Origin of the sequence: Escherichia coli (assembly GCF_036503815.1) — a bacterium.
Lineage (GTDB): Bacteria > Pseudomonadota > Gammaproteobacteria > Enterobacterales > Enterobacteriaceae > Escherichia > Escherichia coli_F.
In genome coordinates this window covers 1,198,244-1,217,551 of sequence record NZ_AP027764.1, presented here as the reverse complement: position 1 = coordinate 1,217,551, position 19,308 = coordinate 1,198,244, and the positions used below count along the sequence as shown (strand labels likewise).

The following is a 19,308-nucleotide window of genomic DNA, read 5'->3' as shown; positions in this document are numbered from 1 at the left end:
AAGTGAATACTGAGTAGCGTTTAAGCAACCTTAGCTCTGCTGCAACATCAGCCCATAGGCACCAGACCAGGGGATTCATCCTGAAGAGACAGCGCAAGTGTATTGTGTTCACCGCTCATCAAAGACATCATGATGAAATGATGATATTCCGCATAAGAAAGAGGCATTTTTTAAACGCAGTGCGCTGAAGTGTGGTTGGATAAAAAAGTCAATCTATTCAGGAAATACGGGCGTATTCTTTTCTTTCGACATTGAAGCCGTCGGAAAAATAAAATGATTTACATAATCGTTTCTGATGAATATCTTCTGCTCACATAAAAATCACACAATAATATTGAGATTGCAGATTGTTTTACTTTTACAGCTTTCGTCCCCCCATTGTTGGGCAAATATTGGTAGAGTCAGAGCACGAAAGTTAATACCACGTTCTCACAGCTCCTCCAACAGCACGGCAAGATGCCGCATACTGCGCCCCAGTCGGTTTAGTTTACAGACTACCAGTACGTCCCCTACCGATAATGTCCTGAGCCGTTTGTTCTGTCCGGGCCTGCTGCCACGGTTATGCGCTGAAGTGGTAACTCTGAGCACGCAGTTCATCAGTCAGGCGTGGTACACCGTAACCCTATTATTGATGGGTAATATCAAAAAAACTTTCAGGCAGCTAAGGAAAGTTGAACCAGACATTAGATGAAATATTTCAACCAATTACAGCACCAGTTCAGATACCGCCAACTCATCAAATAAATCAAGGGGTTACGTGAAAGCATAGCCCCTTTTACTTTGGTAGTGACAGCAAAATGGATGCAGTGTGAAGAATAATCCCGTTTACTCAATCAATAATACATATTATTTCAATCTACGTTATTATCTCTTTGTAAAAATCGCCATTTATTTATCATTGAAAACTGCTTTTAGAACTTTATACAAGGGGCCTAGTCACAACAGGACTATTCTCAACGGGCTCATCCTCAGAGGAACTATCATCAAAGTCATCATCCATAGATGAAATACCATCGAATGGTGCCACGCCCGTGATCATTTTTATTTTTTTATTACGATCAGATAAGACTCCATTTAAACCGTTTTCGCTCACAGGCTTTAATGATTTTTCATAACTCTCATTGTTAGCAGGCGTATTAAAAATACACGGAGTATCAACATCAAACAATGACGTCCCCCAGCTCACATATTTAATATCATAGTCACTGAAGTTCTGTCCAGAAAAGAAGCACCCCTTAAAGTCCAATCCACCTAAATTATATAAACCACCCTCTTCTTTTGGGAGAGTAATTTTAATTCTGGCTATCTCCCAGACAAAATTGCCATTTTTGTATTTGAATACCGTTTCAAGTTCCCCTCCAGACAGCTTGACTTCTGGAAATAATTTGAAATTAAACCCTACATTATTATGTGTCAACGTAGATGAACAAAAGATGGAAAAAGCTTGCAGTGCTGAATTATAGCTATCGATTTTATCTTGAGGCTGCGCTCTTGGTAAAAACTTATAGCAACACTCATAAAAATTAAGTAGAAACTCTGATGACCTTCCATTTTTATCAAATAATACCCGCTGAAAATGCTGCACAAACTTATTCGTTTTTTCTTGAATATCTATGGTGTGTTCCTTTGACTCTAACAAAGATGAATCCTGTTGAAGTGCATTGCTCATCTGGTTGAGGAACAACTGCATTTCTTTCAACTTATCTCCATAGTGACCTTTAACTTGCTGAGAATTTTTAGTTACAGTTGAAACCTTATCTGTGTGGTTTTCATATAAATTAGGTGATTCCATACAGTCATTTGGCGGCGTTTCTGAAATAACACTACGCGTTCTACCTGGCTGAAGTGAAGCAACATGAAAATCACTTTTTCTTATATTGTCGAATAGGGTCTGTTCATTTCTCTTAGCGCATTCAATAAACTGATCAACATTATTTTTATTAGATGACAGGTTAATTTCAGAAACCGCATTTTCTTTGTTCTCCAGCTTTAGTTTAACGAGAAGGTCTTCCCACACCGTTTTTTTTAAAAATACTACGTCAGGCTCACCATCAGCAACTAACTCTTGATTATTATCAAAGTGTACGTTGTTTACTTTTAATTTATTTTCATTAGCATCATATTTAATACGTTTTAATTGTTCTCCGGCTCCCATAATGACAAAAGCATTGCCTTCATGATACTTACATTCAGACATCATTTTTTGTAAAATTTCAAGAGCACCGTTATACGTCCCTGAGGCAGCTTCTTTACAAATTAATTTTATAATACTATAAGCTAGTAACTCCATGGATTTAGAAGATTTTCTTTCATTACAATTTCCACTATTTATAAATGTGCTAGTGTTAATTTCGTTGCTTTTACTAACTAACATTGTCTTTTCCTCAGTTAATGTCTACATGACTATTTTTAATGTTATTATTGTTTGTCACTATAAAAAATCGCTCATTTGAGACAATTGCTGGCATTAACAGCTTCATATGCTATACATGGTACTTTTAATTAATTTAGCACAGGAATGTTAAATTTAATAAACAAAAGGTTATTTCGCTGTATGATAAAAACCACCCGTTATAATTTATTTGTGAAAATCGTTTTTCGAGTATTAGAAATTTATATCTAAATAGCGTTGATTAATGAGCAAAGCAAGACTCCTGTAACGCTCACAAGACCCTTCTGCATGCGACGGCGGTTCTAGTCAGTAGTAGATGTTTAAGGCGTGGCAGAGACATTTCATCCTTACTCTACGGCATTGTTCTACATACATTGGTCGTGGTACTCACTCAGCATAAGTGAGCGAACAGAGAATAGTTCAGTGATTTGAGTAATTAACCTGATTAAATGAATGGGTATAATAAATGATAATACTCTGGCTTTATCGTTAATTACTTAATTCCACATGTAAGCAATTTGCCCGCTTGGCATAGCGGGCATTTTTTCCAGGTACTTTTGAATGAGTACTGATGGATAAATACATTGCAGTGGCGTGCCACGTACCAAAACACCAGCCCTCATTCGAAACCACCCACCACACTTCTTCCTTGAAATGGCGTTAGTCGTGAAATATAGACCGCAATCGAGTACCCCTTGTACCCTTAACTCTTCCTGATACGTGAATGCTGATATGGTGGCCCTTGCTGGACTTGAACCAGCGACCAAGCGATTATGAGTCGCCTGCTCTAACCACTGAGCTAAAGGGCCTTGAGTATGCAATAACAATACTTATAAACCACGCAATAAACATGATGATCTTATGATGTAAATAACAGATTTTTATGCGTTCTCATTCATCCTGGGTCGTCATTACCTGCGACATAAAACCCGACACCGCTTCCATTCACAAAGTCGATACTCTCAGTCAACAAGCAAATGCTAATACTTAGCACTATTTATAGTTACCATCGATTCAATGATAGTTTGTAATGATTTTGTATCTAATAATATAACTTTATTACATTAGCTGAAGAGTTTTCGCATCATTATGATATCTGTTACTTTTCACCCCATAAAAATAAACTTCATATAGCAATATATTCTTTCATAGATCTTATTCTGCTAATCATTAGTTTCGTATGAGCGATTTTTGACAGTTGCCTCTCCAGACCACATCGATAATTAAAAAAACAGATTTAAGCATTATCCTTTTCCATATAAATATTGGATAAAAGTAGGACATCTGTTTGCAATTACTTTCACAACAATTAAACATTTTTATGTTTCCGTATACACCATATTACTCTACCATTAGAGGAACTTTATTATGTTTTCTATAAAACCAGGACCAAGAAATTTACCTATCGACAACCCCACATTGTTATCATGGAACATTACTGACGGGGATCTAAATTCCAAATTAAATACATTAGAATATCTAAACTGTATAACAAATATTATTAATTCTTGTGGAGTTTATCCTCAGGATTTAAAAGACAGAGAAATTATATCAACTTTTCACGCAGAAAAAGTCATTAATGATCTGTTAAAAAACGATTATAAAATTTCCCTTTTTCCAGATACAACTTACCGAGAGTTGAATAAAGCAGCACAGCGTAGCATTACAGCGCCAGACAGGATAGGAGAAGGAAAAGCATGGGTTTATCAACGAGATACAATGATTGAAAGAGGTGATAACAGCGGTGTTCATCAGTATGGTCCAGCTGAACATTTCACTCACATTATATCTGACAAACCGTCTCCAAAAGATAAGTATGTTGCATATGCTATTAACATTCCTGACTATGAACTGGCAGCTGATGTATATAATATTAACGTAACGTCACCTTCCGGCCAGCAAGAAACATTTAAAATATTAATCAATCCAGAACATCTACGGCAAACACTTGAGCGTAAATCTCTTACTGCTGATCAGAAATCACAATGTGAAATCATCACACCCAAAAAACCTGGCGAGGCGATTCTTCATGCTTTTAATGCCACCTACCAGCAAATCAGGAAAAATATGGCCGAGTTTGCACGTTGCCATTATGGTTATATACAAATCCCTCCCGTAACAACTTTCCGCGCCGACGGACCAGAAACACCTGAAGAAGAAAAAGGTTACTGGTATCACGCTTATCAACCCGAAGATCTTTGTACCATCCATAATCCAATGGGAGATTTGCAGGATTTTATCGCATTGGTTAAAGATGCCAAAAAATTTGGCATCGATATCATTCCTGATTATACATTTAACTTTATGGGGATCGGAGGAAGTGGTAAAAATGATCTGGATTATCCCTCTGCCGATATACGAGCGAAGATTAGTAAAGATATAGAAAGTGGTATCCCTGGCTATTGGCAAGGTCAGGTCTTGATTCCCTTTATTATAGATCCAGTAACAAAAGAACGTGACCAAATCCATCCAGAAGATATACATCTCACTGCAAAAGACTTCGAAGCAAGTAAAGATAATATTTCTAAGGATGAATAGGAAAACCTCCATGCATTAAAAGAAAAGCGTTTAAATGGAATGCCTAAAACAACACCCAAAAGTGACCAGGTTATTATGTTGCAAAATCAATACGTTCGTGAAATGCGAAAATATGGCGTACGAGGTTTACGTTATGATGCAGCAAAACACTCAAAACATGAACAAATAGAGAGGTCGATAACCCCACCGCTTAAAAATTATAATGAGCGGTTGCACAATACAAATTTATTTAATCCAAAATATCAAAAAAAAGCTGTTATGAATTACATGGAATACCTGGTAACTTGTCCGTTAGATGAACAACAAATGTCATCGCTGCTTTATGAAAGAGATGATTTAAGCGCCATTGATTTTTCATTGCTCATGAAGACGATACAAGCCTTTTCATTCGGTGGAGATCTCCAAACCCTTGCATCAAAACCGGGTTCCGCAATCTCAAGCATCCCATCAGAAAGACGGATATTGATTAACATCAACCACGATTTCCCTAACAATGGTAATCTTTTCAATGACTTTTTATTTAACCATCAGCAAGATGAACAATTAGCAATGGCATATATGGCCGCTCTCCCGTTCAGCAGGCCTTTAGTTTACTGGGATGGTCAGGTATTAAAATCAACGACTGAGATTAAAAATGATGATGGGTCCACTCGTGTCGGCGGTGAGGCGTGGCTTAATAAAGGTTGCTCTACCTATCAGCAGCTCTACAATGAATTCCACGCATTATATATAGATAAAGAAGGAATATGGAGCGCATTTGAGGGTGTATTTGCAACTAAAAATGTTCTGGCCTTTAGTCGTGGGGATTCTGTGAACATTAATCACTCTCCTCATGATGGACTAGTTATAATAAATAAAGGAAACGAAGAAGTTGAAGGTACCTGGCCTAACAAATTGCAACCAGGAATATATAAAAACATGGGGAGTAATAGCGTTACCATTAATAATAATAATACACGCAAAAGTATTCCCCCTGGTAAAGTATTTACGCTTAGAGGCGGAGCTCTAAATATCAATATTCCTGGGCGCAGCGCTCTTCTTTTAGGGAAAACAGGAGAACCGCCGAACTATTTCTATTTGTAATTTAATGTTATATCTGCCCCGCTAAAACGGGGCAGATGATATGTTTAGTTTACTAACGGTCATTTTGCAGTGAAGCCATTTACTGTTTTTTATCGACCAGATAATCTGTTCTCTGATGGTAGCTCTCCCTAACCTGTTGCTTTAGTTATTCATTTCCTGTCTCCTTTGCCTTAATACCCTACATTAAATGTTACTAATTTGTTGCTTTTGATCACAATAAGAAAACAATATGTCGCTTTTGTGCGCATTTTTCAGAAATGTAGATATTTTTAGATTATGGCTACGAAATGAGCATCGCCATGTCACCCTACATCTCATAAGAGGATCGCTTCTGATGAATGCACTGACCGCCGTACAAAATAACGCTGTCGATTCAGGCCAGGACTATAGCGGATTCACTCTCATCCCGTCGGCGCAATCCCCGCGTCTGCTGGAACTCACCTTCACCGAACAGACGACCAAACAGTTTCTCGAGCAGGTTGCCGAATGGCCCGTGCAGGCGCTGGAGTACAAATCGTTTCTGCGTTTTCGGGTAGGCAAAATTCTTGATGATTTGTGTGCGAATCAGCTGCAACCGTTGCTGTTGAAGACGCTGCTAAACCGTGCTGAAGGTGCGCTGTTAATTAATGCGGTAGGTGTCGATGATGTCGCGCAGGCAGATGAGATGGTGAAGCTGGCAACGGCGGTGGCGCATCTGATTGGTCGCTCAAATTTCGACGCCATGAGCGGTCAGTATTACGCGCGTTTTGTGGTGAAAAATGTCGATAACTCAGACAGCTATCTGCGTCAGCCGCATCGCGTAATGGAGCTGCACAACGACGGCACCTACGTCGAAGAAATCACTGATTACGTGCTGATGATGAAAATCGACGAGCAAAACATGCAGGGCGGAAATTCGCTGCTGCTGCATCTCGATGACTGGGAACATCTGGAGCACTATTTCCGCCATCCGCTGGCGCGCCGTCCGATGCGCTTTGCTGCGCCGCCGAGCAAAAACGTCAGCAAAGATGTCTTCCATCCGGTGTTCGACGTCGATCAGCAGGGTCGCCCGGTGATGCGCTATATCGACCAGTTCGTCCAGCCGAAAGACTTCGAAGAAGGCGTGTGGTTGAGCGAGCTTTCAGACGCCATTGAAACCAGCAAAGGCATTCTGTCTGTACCCGTTCCCGTTGGCAAATTCCTGTTGATAAACAATCTGTTCTGGCTACATGGACGCGACCGCTTTACTCCGCATCCGGATCTGCGTCGTGAACTGATGCGCCAGCGCGGCTATTTCGCTTACGCCACTCACCACTACCAGACGCATCAATAAGCGTAAAGGAATTGAGCGGATGTATGATTTTGTGATTATTGGCGGCGGCATCATCGGCATGTCGACCGCCATGCAACTGATTGATGTCTATCCGGACGCCCGTATTGCGTTGCTGGAAAAAGAGTCCGGCCCGGCCTGTCACCAGACGGGCCACAACAGCGGCGTGATCCATGCCGGGGTCTATTACACGCCCGGCAGCCTGAAGGCGCAGTTTTGCCTGGCGGGAAACCGCGCCACTAAAGCCTTTTGCGATCAAAACGGCATTCGCTACGACAACTGCGGCAAGATGCTGGTCGCCACGTCTGAACTCGAAATGGAACGGATGCGCGCTTTATGGGAACGCACAGCGGCGAACGGTATTGAGCGCGAGTGGTTAAACGCCGAGGAACTACGCGAGCGCGAACCGAATATCACCGGACTGGGCGGCATTTTTGTGCCGTCCAGCGGTATTGTCAGCTACCGCGAAGTGACGGCGGCAATGGCAAAAATCTTCCAGGCCAGAGGCGGTGAGATTATTTATAACGCCGAAGTCAGCGCCCTCAGTGAGCATAAAAAGGGCGTGGTAATACGGACCCGTCAGGGCGGCGAATATGAAGCATCGACGCTGATTAGCTGTTCCGGGCTGATGGCTGACCGGCTGGTGAAAATGCTCGGCCTCGAACCGGGCTTTATCATCTGCCCGTTCCGTGGCGAATATTTCCGCCTTGCCCCGGAGCATAACCAGATTGTTAACCACCTGATTTACCCCATCCCCGACCCGGCAATGCCGTTTTTGGGCGTGCATCTCACTCGTATGATCGACGGCAGCGTGACCGTTGGGCCAAACGCGGTGTTGGCTTTTAAACGCGAAGGCTATCGCAAGCGCGACTTCTCATTTAGCGACACGCTGGAGATTTTGGGCTCGTCGGGGATTCGCCGGGTGCTGCAAAACCATCTACGCTCAGGACTGGGCGAGATGAAAAACTCGCTGTGCAAAAGCGGCTATCTGCGGCTGGTGCAAAAGTATTGTCCCGGGCTTTCGTTAAGCGATCTCCAGCCCTGGCCCGCCGGTGTGCGGGCGCAGGCAGTATCGCCGGACGGCAAGCTGATTGACGATTTTCTGTTTGTCACCACCCCGCGCACGATCCACACCTGCAATGCGCCCTCCCCGGCAGCGACATCAGCAATTCCTATTGGTGCGCATATTGTCAGCAAGGTACAAACGCTGTTGGCAAGCCAGAGGAACCCCGGACGCACGCTGCGAGCGGCACGTAGTGTGGATGCCTTACACGCCGCCTTTAATCAATAACCTTTGAAAACAGGATGTAGCGATGAAACTGAACGACAGTAACTTATTCCGCCAGCAGGCGTTAATTAACGGGGAGTGGCTGGACGCCAACAATGGCGAAGTCATCGAGGTCACTAATCCGGCAAACGGCGACAAGCTGGGTAGCGTACCCAAAATGGGCGCAGATGAAACCCGCGCCGCTATCGACGCCGCCAACCGCGCCCTGCCCGCCTGGCGTGCCCTTACCGCCAAAGAGCGCGCCAACATTCTGCGTAACTGGTTCAATTTGATGATGGAGCACCAGGACGATTTAGCGCGCCTGATGACCCTCGAACAGGGTAAACCGCTGGCTGAAGCGAAAGGCGAAATCAGCTACGCCGCCTCCTTTATTGAGTGGTTTGCCGAAGAAGGCAAGCGTATTTATGGCGACACCATTCCCGGTCATCAGGCCGATAAACGCCTGATTGTTATCAAGCAGCCGATTGGCGTTACCGCCGCTATCACGCCGTGGAACTTCCCGGCGGCGATGATTACCCGCAAAGCCGGTCCGGCGCTGGCGGCAGGCTGCACGATGGTGCTGAAGCCCGCCAGTCAGACGCCGTTCTCTGCGCTGGCGCTGGCAGAGCTGGCGATTCGCGCGGGCATTCCGGCTGGCGTATTTAACGTGGTGACCGGTTCGGCGGGCGCGGTCGGTAACGAACTGACCAGCAACCCGCTGGTGCGCAAGCTGTCGTTTACCGGCTCGACCGAAATTGGCCGTCAGTTAATGGAACAGTGCGCGAAAGACATCAAAAAAGTGTCGCTGGAGCTGGGCGGCAACGCACCGTTTATTGTCTTTGACGATGCCGATCTCGATAAAGCCGTGGAAGGCGCGCTGGCCTCGAAATTCCGTAACGCCGGGCAAACCTGCGTCTGCGCCAACCGCCTGTATGTGCAGGACGGCGTGTATGACCGCTTTGCCGAAAAATTGCAGCAGGCGGTGAGCAAACTGCACATCGGTGACGGGCTGGAAAAAGGCGTCACCATTGGGCCACTGATCGATGAAAAAGCGGTAGCAAAAGTGGAAGAGCATATCGCCGATGCGCTGGAGAAAGGCGCGCGCGTGGTTTGCGGAGGCAAAGCGCATGAACGCGGCGGCAACTTCTTCCAGCCGACCATTCTGGTGGATGTTCCGGCCAACGCCAAAGTGTCGAAAGAAGAGACGTTCGGCCCCCTCGCCCCGCTGTTCCGCTTTAAAGATGAAGCCGATGTGATTGCGCAAGCCAATGACACCGAGTTTGGCCTTGCCGCCTATTTCTACGCCCGTGATTTAAGCCGCGTCTTCCGCGTGGGCGAGGCGCTGGAATACGGCATCGTCGGTATCAATACCGGCATTATTTCCAATGAAGTGGCCCCGTTCGGCGGCATAAAAGCATCGGGGCTGGGTCGTGAAGGTTCGAAGTATGGCATCGAAGATTATTTAGAAATCAAATACATGTGCATCGGTCTTTAACTGGAGAACGCGAATGAGCAGCAATAAAGAGTTAATGCAGCGCCGCAGTCAGGCGATTCCCCGTGGCGTTGGGCAAATTCACCCGATTTTCGCTGACCGCGCGGAAAACTGCCGGGTGTGGGACGTTGAAGGCCGTGAGTATCTTGATTTCGCGGGCGGGATTGCGGTGCTCAATACCGGGCACCTGCATCCGAAAGTGGTTGCGGCGGTGGAAGCGCAGTTGAAAAAACTGTCGCACACCTGCTTCCAGGTGCTGGCCTACGAGCCGTATCTGGAGCTGTGCGAGATTATGAATCAGAAGGTGTCAGGCGATTTTGCCAAAAAAACGCTGCTGGTGACGACTGGTTCCGAAGCGGTGGAAAACGCGGTGAAAATCGCCCGCGCCGCCACCAAACGTAGCGGCACCATCGCCTTTAGCGGCGCGTATCACGGGCGCACGCACTATACGCTGGCGCTGACTGGCAAGGTGAATCCGTACTCTGCTGGGATGGGCCTGATGCCGGGCCATGTTTATCGCGCGCTTTATCCTTGCCCGCTCCACGGGATCAGTGAAAATGACGCTATCGCAAGTATTCACCGAATTTTTAAAAATGACGCTGCGCCGGAAGATATCGCCGCCATCGTGATTGAGCCGGTTCAGGGCGAAGGCGGTTTCTACGCCGCGACGCCAGCCTTTATGCAGCGTTTACGTGCGCTGTGTGACGAGCACGGGATCATGTTGATTGCCGATGAAGTGCAAAGCGGCGCGGGGCGTACCGGCACGCTGTTTGCGATGGAGCAGATGGGCGTGGCACCTGATCTCACCACCTTTGCGAAATCGATCGCAGGCGGTTTCCCGCTGGCAGGCGTCACCGGGCGTGCGGAAGTGATGGACGCTGTCGCTCCGGGCGGCTTAGGCGGCACTTATGCGGGTAACCCGATTGCATGCGTCGCGGCGCTGGAAGTGTTGAAGGTGTTTGAACAGGAAAATCTGCTGCAAAAAGCCAACGACCTGGGGCAAAAGCTGAAAGACGGATTGTTGGCGATCGCCGAAAAACACACCGAGATCGGCGACGTTCGCGGGCTGGGGGCGATGATTGCTATCGAGCTGTTTGAAGGTGGCGATCACAGTAAACCGGACGCCAAACTCACCGCCGAGATCGTGGCGCGCGCCCGCGATAAAGGCCTGATTCTTCTCTCCTGCGGCCCGTATTACAACGTGCTGCGCATCCTTGTACCGCTCACCATTGAAGACGCTCAGATCCGTCAGGGTCTGGAGATCATCAGCCAATGTTTTGATGAGGCGAAGCAGTAGCACCGCACCATGCCGGAGGCGACGCTTCGCGTCTTGTCCGGCCTACGAGAATCCAGGTCGGATAAGGCGTTTACGCCGCATCCGACAATCTGTACGTGAACAGGAATAAATCTATGTCGGCCGGATAAGGCGGAGCCGCTCTCCGGCAAAAAGAACCAATAACAATTACACGCGTGACCCGACGCGGGAAATGTCGGGGCGCTCTCCCAAGTGACACACTTTCGAGAGGATTCAGGATGGGGCAATCATCGCAACCACATGAGTTAGGCGGCGGGCTGAAGTCACGCCACGTCACCATGTTGTCTATTGCCGGTGTTATCGGCGCAAGTTTGTTTGTCGGTTCCAGCGTCGCCATCGCCGAAGCGGGCCCGGCGGTATTACTGGCCTATCTGTTCGCCGGATTACTGGTAGTTATGATTATGCGGATGCTGGCAGAAATGGCGGTTGCCACGCCCGATACCGGCTCCTTTTCCACCTATGCCGATAAAGCTATTGGTCGTTGGGCGGGTTATACCATCGGCTGGCTGTACTGGTGGTTTTGGGTACTGGTTATCCCGCTGGAAGCCAACATCGCCGCCATGATCCTGCACTCGTGGGTTCCAGGCATTCCCATCTGGTTATTTTCCCTCGTCATTACCCTCGCCTTAACTGGCAGTAATTTATTAAGCGTTAAAAACTACGGCGAATTTGAGTTCTGGCTGGCGCTGTGCAAAGTCATTGCCATTCTGGCATTTATATTCCTTGGTGCAGTCGCAATTAGCGGTTTTTATCCATATGCCGAAGTGAGCGGGATCTCAAGATTGTGGGATAGCGGCGGCTTTATGCCCAATGGCTTCGGTGCGGTATTAAGCGCGATGTTGATCACCATGTTCTCGTTTATGGGCGCAGAAATTGTCACCATTGCCGCCGCGGAATCCGACACGCCGGAAAAACATATTGTCCGCGCCACCAACTCGGTTATCTGGCGTATTTCTATCTTCTATTTGTGCTCTATTTTTGTCGTCGTGGCATTAATACCGTGGAATATGCCGGGGCTGAAAGCCGTTGGATCTTATCGCTCGGTTCTGGAATTGCTCAATATTCCCCATGCGAAATTAATCATGGACTGCGTGATATTACTTTCCGTAACCAGTTGCCTGAACTCGGCGCTGTATACCGCTTCCAGAATGCTCTACTCCTTAAGCCGTCGCGGTGATGCTCCCGCGGTAATGGGTAAAGTCAACCGCAGTAAAACCCCGTATGTGGCGGTATTACTCTCCACCGGCGCGGCATTTTTAACGGTGGTGGTGAATTATTACGCGCCTGCGAAAGTGTTTAAATTTCTGATCGACAGCTCCGGCGCTATCGCCCTGCTGGTTTATTTAGTCATCGCCGTTTCACAATTGCGGATGCGCAAAATTCTGCGAGCAGAAGGAAGCGAAATTCGCCTGCGGATGTGGCTTTATCCGTGGCTCACCTGGCTGGTAATCGGCTTTATTACCTTTGTGTTGGTAGTGATGCTATTCCGCCCGGCGCAACAGTTAGAAGTGATCTCCACCGGTTTATTAGCGATAGGGATAATCTGTACCGTGCCGATTATGGCGCGCTGGAAAAAACTGGTATTGTGGCAAAAAACACCCGTTCATAATACGCGCTAATAATGATCAGGAGTCACACCATGACCATTACGTCTCTGGATGGCTATCGCTGGCTGAAGAACGATATTATTCGCGGTAATTTTCAACCGGATGAAAAATTACGGATGAGTGTGCTGACATCGCGTTATGCTCTTGGTGTTGGGCCGTTGCGGGAAGCCCTTTCGCAACTGGTGGCGGAACGACTGGTCACGGTGGTGAATCAAAAAGGGTATCGGGTGGCGTCTATGTCAGAGCAGGAGCTGCTCGATATTTTCGACGCCCGCGCCAATATGGAAGCGATGCTGGTCAGTCTGGCGATTGCCCGCGGTGGCGATGAATGGGAGGCAGACGTTCTCGCAAAAGCGCATCTGCTGAGTAAGCTGGAAGCCTGTGACGCCAGTGAGAAAATGCTTGATGAGTGGGATCTGCGTCATCAGGCGTTTCATACTGCAATTGTGGCGGGCTGTGGTTCTCACTATTTGCTGCAAATGCGTGAACGGTTGTTTGATCTGGCGGCGCGCTATCGATTTATCTGGCTGCGGCGAACAGTGCTTTCGGTGGAAATGCTGGAGGATAAACGCGATCAGCACCAGACCCTGACTGCGGCGGTACTGGCGCGAGATACCGCGCGCGCCAGTGAGTTAATGCGCCAGCATTTACTGACGCCAATTCCCATTATCCAGCAGGCAATGGCTGGCAATTAACTACTCTTCAGGAATACGCAACACTTGCCCCGGGTAAATTTTATCCGGGCTTTTTAGCATCGGTTTATTCGCTTCGAAGATTTTATTGTACAGATTGGCGTTACCGTAGACCTGTTTGGAAATGGCACTCAGAGTGTCGCCAGACTTAACGGTATAAAACTGGCTGGCAGTGGCTGGTGTCGCCGTTTTCACCTGATCATCGACACTGGCAATACCGGAAATATTCCCCACCGCAACAAGGATTTTCTCCTTCGCCTCCTGACTTAAGCCGTCACCAGTGACCGTCGCTTTGCCGTCGGCAATTTGAATATTCACTTTATCGGCATCAGGTATACCGGTTTTGTTCAAATGCTCCTGCACCTTCTTCGCCTGATCGTCTTTATCGTGCTGACCTGTAACCGCGTCCCAGAGTTTTTCTCCGGCATCTTTCACAAAATTGAACAGACCCATAGCTACCTCATTCGTTAACGGAAACACTCAGAAAGTGTAGCAGAGGAACGCGGCGCGTTAACGCCGCGGGGGTGAGGACAGGTTTAATCGCGGGTTTGCACCCAGAACGCGTGAATCAAACCGGGGATATACCCAAGCAGTGTCAGCAGAATATTAATAATGAACGCCCAACCGAACCCTTTACCGAGCAGCACGCCGAGCGGCGGCAGAATGATGGTGATGACGATTCTCCAGAAACCCATATGTACTCCCTATAAGAAAATTACTCATTGTTTAAAAAGAGATTTTATCTCTTAAGCGTAGTAATTTTAGCGGAGCCTGCCAGTTTCAGCTTACGCTTTTACTCTCATTTACGCTGCTGATGCTGGCATATGTTGTATTTTTAGTTTAGAGTTTACTTAATTTAGAAAACACTTAAATAACTATGACTGAACTCGCGCAATTACAGGCCAGTGCCGAACAGGCAGCGGCCTTATTGAAAGCAATGAGCCACCCTAAACGGTTGCTGATTCTGTGCATGCTTAGCGGTTCCCCCGGTACCAGTGCGGGAGAGCTGACGCGCATTACCGGACTAAGTGCCTCTGCAACATCACAGCATCTCGCTCGTATGCGGGACGAAGGGCTTATCGACAGCCAACGGGATGCCCAACGCATTCTATATTCCATTAAAAATGAGGCGGTAAATGCCATTATCGCCACCCTGAAAAATGTCTATTGTCCGTAAGGAGTCACTATGGCTTTGACAACCATTTCGCCGCATGATGCACAAGAATTAATCGCACGCGGCGCAAAGTTAATCGATATTCGTGATGCTGATGAATATCTTCGTGAACATATTCCTGAAGCAGATTTGGCTCCATTATCTGTGCTCGAACAGTCAGGTCTTCCGGCTAAATTACGTCGTGAGCAAATTATCTTCCACTGCCAGGCAGGTAAACGCACCAGTAATAACGCCGATAAATTAGCAGCGATTGCCGCACCCGCAGAAATCTTTTTACTCGAAGATGGGATTGATGGCTGGAAAAAAGCAGGATTGCCAGTAGCGGTAAATAAATCTCAACCCTTGCCGTTAATGCGCCAGGTGCAGATCGCCGCGGGTGGTTTAATATTAATCGGTGTTGTACTGGGTTATACCGTAAATAGCGGTTTCTTCTTATTAAGCGGCTTTGTTGGTGCCGGGTTACTGTTTGCAGGAATTAGCGGTTTTTGTGGGATGGCAAGGTTGTTAGATAAGATGCCGTGGAACCAGCAAGCTTGAGAAGCGACGCCGGACGCGCCATAGCAGCGACATCCGGCCTCAGTAATTAGATCAGGAAATCGTCGAGAGATTTACCTTCTGCCAGCGCCTGAGCGATTGGCTTCGGTGTACGGCCCTGACCGGTCCAGGTTTTAGTTTCACCGTTAACATCGGTGAATTTATATTTTGCCGGACGCGGCTGGCGTTTTTTACCAGCGCGTGGTGCAGCAGCAGAGCTATTACCCAATAAGTCTTCCGGGTTAATTCCGTCAGCTTTCATCAGCTCCAGCCAGGTACTAATTTTTTCCTGGCGCTCTGCCAGTTCACGCTGCTGCTGTTCTTCTTCTTCACGTCTTTCTTTAGTGACAACCCTGAATTTTTCGAGCATTTCTTCAAGAACGTCAATGGAGAATTCGCGAGCCATCGCACGGAGAGTGCGAATGTTATTTAAACTTTGTAACATTACGGACATAATAAAGAAAACCTTTTAACGCCAAAACAAAAAAGTATTTCGTCACGTAGTGTAAGCGATCACTTATTATATTTCCACAAAATTTAATCTATTTACAGTCCTGCACGAGATTATTTCAGCTGTTATTTTCTGAAACTCTCAGAATAATTTCAAGATTATATATTAGCCAATTTGATGAGTAATTTCGGTTATTGGTGAACAGAGCGGCGCTCTCTGCTCGCTAATTCCGCAAGCCTGATAAAACCAAATCGAATAAAAATGCAATATATACGAATAAAAATAAACATCACTCACTGGTGCTTTCTGCTGTTAATGTACATTGTCTGGCATAAAAAATGCTGAAAATGACCCAGTCACTGCATACACCGAACTCTCTACGCTTATAGCGTTACCTCACCCCCAAACTTTCATTAGTGAAAATAAAGATACGTCCATATCTAATTGATTTAATTAAAAATAAATCATATCAGCATGTAAAAATCCACAATGTACAAAAAACGCGCCGCTACGGAATATTTTATCTACAAAAACAGATTAAATAAAAATTTTTCACTAATTGATTAGTCATAGCCAGCGATATACGCTATGCGAAAATGCAGATGGCAATGAGATCCACTGCTTTCATCTCTATTAACGTCCCATTACGCTTTTATTAAGGAGCATTAGCATGTTCTCACCGCAGTCACGCTTGCGTCATGCAGTTGCAGATACGTTCGCGATGGTTGTTTACTGTTCTGTCGTGAACATGTGTATTGAAGTTTTCCTCTCCGGAATGAGCTTCGAACAGTCTCTTTATTCCAGATTGGTAGCGATTCCGGTGAACATCTTAATTGCATGGCCATACGGTATGTACCGCGATCTGTTTATGCGCGCGGCACGCAAAGTTAGTCCGTCGGGCTGGGTAAAAAATCTGGCGGATATCCTGGCGTATGTGACGTTCCAGTCACCGGTGTATGTGGCGATCTTGTTAGTGGTGGGCGCAGACTGGCATCAGATTATGGCGGCGGTCAGTTCAAACATCGTTGTTTCGATGTTGATGGGGGCGGTTTATGGCTACTTCCTCGATTATTGCCGCCGACTGTTTAAAGTCAGCCGTTACCAGCAGGTAAAAGCCTGACCCTTCCTTTCGCGACTGGCATCGCCAGTCGCGTCTTTAACTGGCTTCGCCAAATAAACCATTCAAATAACGTTCAAGCGCAACACGCGAACTAAAGCCATGTGGGATACCGTAATGCTCATGACGTTCACCCGCTAAATAGAGCGGAAATTGCTGGTAATGATCGCAAGTTTTAATATCGGAAGCGGGTTCAGCCAGTGTTGAACTGCGTTCTTTTAATGTTGGATGAATTACCAGAGCGGTACGTCCCATTCGCGCTTCGCGATTAACATAGACATAATTTTCCCCACGGCGGTAACCATACGCTTTCTGAGTTACCACATCGACAGTAAAACCGACTTTTTCAAGTACGCGCGCCACCTCGTCTGGTCGTAAATACATATTTGATCCTCGTTATTATCAACCGCGGGCCTACCTTACCTGATTGCGCATTCACAACGCTTTCAGAAAAGTCCATAAAGCCGCGATGAACCTCAATTAAGAAAATTATGGTCTACACTGAAAATTACATCGAATTCTAATGGGGGATCATATGTTTAACCGACCGAACCGCAACGACGTCGATGATGGCGTGCAGGATATCCAGAATGATGTCAATCAATTGGCTGACAGTCTCGAGTCTGTATTGAAGTCCTGGGGCAGCGACGCCAAAGGGGAAGCCGAAGCCGCTCGTAGTAAAGCGCAGGCTCTACTGAAAGAAACCAGAGCGCGAATGCATGGTCGTACTCGCGTCCAGCAAGCCGCGCGCGATGCCGTTGGCTGCGCGGATTCTTTTGTTCGTGAAAGACCCTGGTGTAGCGTGGGTACAGCAGCTGCGGTAGGTATTTTTATCGGCGCACTGTTAAGCATGCGCAAATCGTAGTGCAACAATGATAATAAATACGCGTCTTTGACCCCGGAACCTGATTTCGGGGTTTTTTAGCTTAAGGCTTTACGTAATTGTTGTGCTACCTGTCGCGCCATACCTTCGTTAACGATATTGGTAAAAGAGAGAAGTAATCCACCTTCCCCACTTGAGCGGATACGCCAGTCGCTAAGTGCCTGCACCGCAAGGCCTGCAGCATTGGCTTTACGCGCATGGGCAATATCATCGCCCATCATTCTGATCACCATCTGGATACCACCTTTCTGCGGCACAACCTGAAATCCCTGCTGCGTCAACGCTTGCTCAATCCATTGCCGACGTTGAGCATAATGCTGACGCATTTTCTTCAGATGCCGCCAGAAATGCCCCTCGCGAAGAAAGTCTGCCAGTGTGTTCTGCCATAGAACAGGTACCGCACATGGAGCCAGTGACGCCTGGTGGCGGAATTGTGCAATTTGCTTCACCGGCACCACCAGCCACGCACAGCGCAATGCAGGAAATAGTGCTTTGCTGAATGTTCCGGCATAAATTACCCGCTGCGGTGCATCGAGACTTTTTAACGCCGGTAACGGCTTACCGTGATAGCGAAACTCACTGTCATAATCATCTTCAATAATCCATGCCTGACTACGCTCTGCCCATTCCAGTATCTGATGCCTGCGCGCTAAAGAGAGCGCCACACCCAGCGGGCTTTGGTGTGCTGGTGTTATCAGGGCAAAACACGCATCAGGATAATTATGTATTCCGCTTGTGATATCCAGTCCGTTGTCATCAACCGGCACAGGCAAAATTTCCACACCGTGGCGAGTGACAATCGGGCGAATCAGTGGAAAGCCGGGATCTTCCATCCACATCCCGTTTCCCGGTTTCGCCAGCGCGTGCAGAATTAAAGCCATTGAGGCCGCATAACCGTGAGTGATAAAGACCTGCTCTGGCTGACAATCAATCCCACGTGAAACGCGTAAGTAATCAACTATTGCCTCACGCAACGCCGCCTCACCGCAGACATCGCCTAACGCCAAATCAAAGCGCGTCTGGGTACGAAGGCGACGCCCCATCACCCGCGCCCACAGCTCTCGCGGAAAGAGATCGAGTGCGGGTAATCCCATTTGAAATGGCAACGGTTGCTGACTTTCACCGGCAAAAGACACAACTTGTACAGTAGATTGTTGCGGATATATCTGCTCACTGACAAATGTGCCAGCCTGTCCCCGCCTGATCAGCCATCCTTGCGCCACCAGCTCAGCATACGCATTTTCGACAGTGGATCGAGACACCCCCAGTTCCTGCGACCAGGTACGACTTGAAGGTAGCCTTGCGCCGGGTTTCAGTTCCCCTTGCTCAATAGCCGTTTTTAACTGACGGGCGATATCCTGATAGCGCGGCATATGGTCTGCTTTTTTAGGTAATTTATGGCTCTCTTTAGCAGTCCATTATAGTGCTACATTGCGGGCGTTAATAAGAGGAGA

The 19,308-nt window shown here is 47.0% G+C and carries 17 protein-coding genes, 1 tRNA gene and 2 pseudogenes; 11 read left to right on the top strand and 9 right to left on the bottom strand.

Annotated features, from left to right (window positions below; all coding sequences use genetic code 11):
• Positions 1–47: 47 nt before the first annotated feature.
• The 4 genes and pseudogenes from AABJ99_RS05865 to AABJ99_RS05850 all read right to left on the bottom strand — a co-directional run bounded on the left by AABJ99_RS05865 (position 48) and on the right by AABJ99_RS05850 (position 3,201).
• Positions 48–167 (bottom strand): ATPase, encoded by a 120-nt coding sequence (locus AABJ99_RS05865; protein WP_072039660.1) that lies wholly within the window; start codon positions 165–167, stop codon positions 48–50.
• 265 nt (positions 168–432) lie between these two features.
• Positions 433–558: pseudogene (locus AABJ99_RS05860) on the bottom strand (recombinase family protein); the annotation flags it as partial.
• 361 nt (positions 559–919) lie between these two features.
• The gene (locus AABJ99_RS05855; RefSeq protein ID WP_039021938.1) at positions 920–2,374 is read right to left on the bottom strand and encodes a DUF5507 domain-containing protein; all 1,455 of its coding nucleotides are present in this window, start codon (positions 2,372–2,374) and stop codon (positions 920–922) included.
• 751 nt (positions 2,375–3,125) lie between these two features.
• Positions 3,126–3,201 (bottom strand) — tRNA-Ile (locus tag AABJ99_RS05850).
• A gap of 559 nt (positions 3,202–3,760) precedes the next feature.
• On the opposite strand from AABJ99_RS05850, the pseudogene AABJ99_RS05845 reads away from it, so the two are divergent.
• The 7 genes and pseudogenes from AABJ99_RS05845 to csiR all read left to right on the top strand — a co-directional run bounded on the left by AABJ99_RS05845 (position 3,761) and on the right by csiR (position 13,698).
• Positions 3,761–6,013 (top strand): annotated as a pseudogene (locus AABJ99_RS05845) (alpha-amylase family glycosyl hydrolase).
• A gap of 334 nt (positions 6,014–6,347) precedes the next feature.
• Entirely contained in the window at positions 6,348–7,325 is a 978-nt protein-coding gene (gene glaH, locus AABJ99_RS05840; protein WP_000993113.1) for a glutarate dioxygenase GlaH, read from the top strand.
• 19 nt (positions 7,326–7,344) lie between these two features.
• Complete coding sequence (lhgO, locus tag AABJ99_RS05835; protein ID WP_039021937.1) at positions 7,345–8,613, top strand: L-2-hydroxyglutarate oxidase; 1,269 nt, start codon at positions 7,345–7,347, stop codon at positions 8,611–8,613.
• Between the two features lie 22 nt (positions 8,614–8,635).
• Positions 8,636–10,084 (top strand): NADP-dependent succinate-semialdehyde dehydrogenase, encoded by a 1,449-nt coding sequence (gene gabD, locus AABJ99_RS05830; RefSeq protein WP_000772890.1) that lies wholly within the window; start codon positions 8,636–8,638, stop codon positions 10,082–10,084.
• A gap of 13 nt (positions 10,085–10,097) precedes the next feature.
• Positions 10,098–11,378 (top strand): 4-aminobutyrate--2-oxoglutarate transaminase, encoded by a 1,281-nt coding sequence (gabT, locus tag AABJ99_RS05825; protein ID WP_039021936.1) that lies wholly within the window; start codon positions 10,098–10,100, stop codon positions 11,376–11,378.
• Between the two features lie 236 nt (positions 11,379–11,614).
• Positions 11,615–13,015, top strand: coding sequence for a GABA permease (gabP, locus tag AABJ99_RS05820; protein ID WP_039021935.1), 1,401 nt, complete (start codon positions 11,615–11,617; stop codon positions 13,013–13,015).
• A 20-nt stretch (positions 13,016–13,035) separates the two neighbouring features.
• Positions 13,036–13,698 carry a DNA-binding transcriptional regulator CsiR gene (csiR, locus tag AABJ99_RS05815; RefSeq protein ID WP_039021934.1) on the top strand — a complete coding sequence of 221 codons (663 nt, stop codon included), beginning with the start codon at positions 13,036–13,038 and terminating at the stop codon, positions 13,696–13,698.
• Here csiR and kbp read toward each other — a convergent pair whose 3' ends face one another.
• Both kbp and yqaE read right to left on the bottom strand, forming a co-directional pair.
• Positions 13,699–14,148: a potassium binding protein Kbp gene (gene kbp / locus AABJ99_RS05810; RefSeq protein WP_000522415.1), complete on the bottom strand. Its 450-nt coding sequence runs from the start codon at positions 14,146–14,148 to the stop codon at positions 13,699–13,701.
• Between the two features lie 83 nt (positions 14,149–14,231).
• Entirely contained in the window at positions 14,232–14,390 is a 159-nt protein-coding gene (gene yqaE, locus AABJ99_RS05805) for a YqaE/Pmp3 family membrane protein (protein ID WP_000508177.1), read from the bottom strand.
• Positions 14,391–14,572: 182 nt separating this feature from the next.
• On the opposite strand from yqaE, the gene ygaV reads away from it, so the two are divergent.
• Positions 14,573–14,872 (top strand): ArsR/SmtB family transcription factor, encoded by a 300-nt coding sequence (ygaV, locus tag AABJ99_RS05800; protein WP_000137280.1) that lies wholly within the window; start codon positions 14,573–14,575, stop codon positions 14,870–14,872.
• A gap of 9 nt (positions 14,873–14,881) precedes the next feature.
• Entirely contained in the window at positions 14,882–15,406 is a 525-nt protein-coding gene (ygaP, locus tag AABJ99_RS05795; RefSeq protein WP_001229453.1) for a thiosulfate sulfurtransferase YgaP, read from the top strand.
• 46 nt (positions 15,407–15,452) lie between these two features.
• Here ygaP and stpA read toward each other — a convergent pair whose 3' ends face one another.
• Positions 15,453–15,857 (bottom strand): DNA-binding protein StpA, encoded by a 405-nt coding sequence (gene stpA, locus AABJ99_RS05790; RefSeq protein WP_039021933.1) that lies wholly within the window; start codon positions 15,855–15,857, stop codon positions 15,453–15,455.
• A 667-nt stretch (positions 15,858–16,524) separates the two neighbouring features.
• Between stpA and alaE the strand changes: the two genes are divergently transcribed.
• Positions 16,525–16,974 carry an L-alanine exporter AlaE gene (gene alaE / locus AABJ99_RS05785; RefSeq protein WP_000492661.1) on the top strand — a complete coding sequence of 150 codons (450 nt, stop codon included), beginning with the start codon at positions 16,525–16,527 and terminating at the stop codon, positions 16,972–16,974.
• A 36-nt stretch (positions 16,975–17,010) separates the two neighbouring features.
• Here the strand turns inward: alaE and ygaC are convergent, their stop codons facing one another.
• Positions 17,011–17,355 (bottom strand): DUF2002 family protein, encoded by a 345-nt coding sequence (ygaC, locus tag AABJ99_RS05780; RefSeq protein WP_000281320.1) that lies wholly within the window; start codon positions 17,353–17,355, stop codon positions 17,011–17,013.
• Positions 17,356–17,506: 151 nt separating this feature from the next.
• On the opposite strand from ygaC, the gene ygaM reads away from it, so the two are divergent.
• Entirely contained in the window at positions 17,507–17,836 is a 330-nt protein-coding gene (gene ygaM, locus AABJ99_RS05775; protein ID WP_001295174.1) for a DUF883 domain-containing protein, read from the top strand.
• 56 nt (positions 17,837–17,892) lie between these two features.
• Here the strand turns inward: ygaM and AABJ99_RS05770 are convergent, their stop codons facing one another.
• Entirely contained in the window at positions 17,893–19,227 is a 1,335-nt protein-coding gene (locus AABJ99_RS05770; RefSeq protein WP_039021932.1) for a PLP-dependent aminotransferase family protein, read from the bottom strand.
• Positions 19,228–19,308 lie beyond the last annotated feature (81 nt).